Raw genomic sequence first — 2445 nt, 5'->3', positions numbered from 1 at the left:
GCTCGAAGAGGTGATCGGAGAGCGGGCCGGCGGTGAGGAAGCCGAGCGGCATCATCGACATGGCGAGCATCTGGTTGGTGGCCAGGACCCGGCCCTGGAGCTCCATCCCGACCTTGGTCTGGATCAGCGACATCCAGTGCGAGTTGAGGATCATCATCGATCCCCAGAGCAGGAAGAGCCCGCAGGCGGTGAAGGCGGTCTCGGGGCGGCTGCCGGTGAGGACGGCGGCGAGGCCGACCACCGAGGTGAAGCCGATCATGCCGACGGAGCGGCGGCGGGTCCCGCCCCAGAGCCCCATGACCAGGGCGCCGACCATCGCGCCGAGGCCGCCGAGGGCGGTGATGACGCTGAGCTGGAAGGGCGTGCCGTTGGCCAGCACCATCGGGGTGACCAGCACGGTGGCGACGGCGAACAGGTAGTTGAACACCACGAAGAAGACCACCATGGCGACCAGGCTGTGCCGGCGCGCGATGTACCGCCAGCCGGTGACGACCTCCCGCCAGAGCGGCTCCTCCTGCTTGTCGAACATCGCGTTCGGGAAGCGGACCAGCAGCAGGCAGGTGACCCCGGTGAGGAAGGTCGCCATGTCGAACAGCACGACGCCGTGCAGGCCGACCAGGGAGACCAGCACGCCGCCGGCCAGGATGGCCATCATGTCGCCGGCGCCGGTGCCGAGTTGGGCGAGACCGTTGGCCTGGCCGAGGTAGCGCTTGGGCACCAGTTGGGTGATCGCGGCGAGGTAGGCGGGCCGTTGGAAGGCCGCGCAGGTGGAGCCCAGGCAGGCCACGATGTAGATGTGCCAGACCTCCAGGAGGTCGGTCCAGAGCAGTACGCCGAGGCCGAGCATGCCGGCGGCGGCCACGGTGTCCGTGACGATCATGATCTTGCGCCGGTCGACCCGGTCGGCTATCGCGCCGGCGATCGGCAGCAGCAGCACGGCCGGCAGCACCGCGATGAACGAGATCATCGCGAAGTCGAAGGCCGAGCCGGTCTGCTGGTAGACCCAGACGCCGAGGGCGAAGGTGGAGAGGCTGGTGCCGATCATCGAGACGAACTGGCCGATCGCGACCTTGGCGAAGGTGCCCAGTTCGGCCCTGGCGGCCGGGCGCTTCTCGGCGACCTGGTCGGCCACCTCGCCGGTGGCGGCGAACCCGGCCAGTACCCGGGCCAGTTCACCGGCCTGGTGCTTGAGGAAGTAGTGCCCGGCGCGCGGGACGACCGCGAGGTCCACGGTGTCGCCGAAGTGCTCCCACTCGGTGTACCGCTCCTGGTAGAGCAGGGTGGCGCGGTCCTTCTCGCCGACCACGCAGAGGATCGGGGCGTCGATCTTCTCCGGCCGCTCGTCCCCGTAGGCGCGGGTGTAGAACTCCTCGGCCTGCCGGACGTCGTGGCGCAGCGCCCGGACCAGGAAGTCCTGCTCGGCCTGGTCGTAGACGTCGGTGAAGCCGCCCATCGCGCGCAGGAACTCCAGGTAGCCGCGGTTGGACAGCGCCCGGTCGCCGGGCATCCGCCGGGCCATCCACTCGGCGAAGCGGCCGGGCAGCCGGGCGGCCGGGAAGGTGCCGCCGAGGGCGAGTCCGCGCAGGTCGACGCCGGCCGCCTCCAGCCGGGAGCCGAGGGCGGTGGCGAGCGCCCCGCCCAGGCAGTGGCCGTAGAGCAGCACCGGGCCGTCGACCTGCTCCAGCACCTGGGCGGTCAGGGTGTCGGCGAGGGTGTCGAGTTCGGCGAGTTCGTCGTCGGGGCGGCTCGGGTCGTGGCCGGGCAGCTCGACGGCGTAGAGCCGGTGGCCGACCGGCAGCGCGTCGGCGAGCGGCTGGAAGGTGATCGGGCTGCCGCCGCCGTAGGGCACGCAGACGACGTTCATCCGGGCCGGCGCGTTGCCCCGGGTGAGCTTGTGCAGCAGGGTGCGCGGCCCCTCGTCGGCGGTGCCGCCGGCCCGGGCGTCGATCAGCGCGGCGAGTTCGCGGACGGTGGGGTGCTGGAACAGGTCGATGACCGACAGGCCGTTGCCGATCAGCCGGACGGCGTGCACGGCGGAGAAGGAGTCGCCGCCGAGCGCGAAGAAGTCGTCGGCGGCGCCGATCTCCTCGGTCGCCAGGACCTTCAGGTAGGCGGCGGCCACGGCGTGCTCGGTCTCCGTGGTGAGCTCGCCGCCGCCGGCGGCGGGCTGGACGGCGGCCGGCTCGGGCAGGGCGGCCCGGTCGACCTTGCCGTTGGCGTTCAGCGGCAGGGCGTCCAGGACGACCAGGGCGGCCGGGACCATGTAGTCGGGCAGCCGGGTGCGCAGCGCGGCGCGCAGTTCGCCCGGGTCGGGCGCGGCGGCCGGGTCGGCGGGCACCAGGTAGCCGACCAGGGAGCCGGTGGCGCCCTCGCCCCGGGTGACCACCACGGCCTCGCGGACCTCGGGGCGGGCGGTCAGCTCGGCCTCGACCTCGCCGATCTCGA

1 protein-coding gene is annotated in these 2445 nt (G+C 72.4%); it reads right to left on the bottom strand.

Features of this window, described 5'->3' with window-relative positions:
- Positions 1 to 2445 (bottom strand): MFS transporter (locus tag VR45_RS24020; RefSeq protein WP_045941903.1); only part of this gene is annotated, 2445 nt, incomplete at both ends.

Origin of the sequence: Streptomyces sp. NRRL S-495 (assembly GCF_000966955.1) — a bacterium.
Classification (GTDB): Bacteria; Actinomycetota; Actinomycetes; order Streptomycetales; family Streptomycetaceae; genus Kitasatospora; species Kitasatospora purpeofusca.
This window is presented reverse-complemented; position numbering and strand designations above follow the sequence as displayed.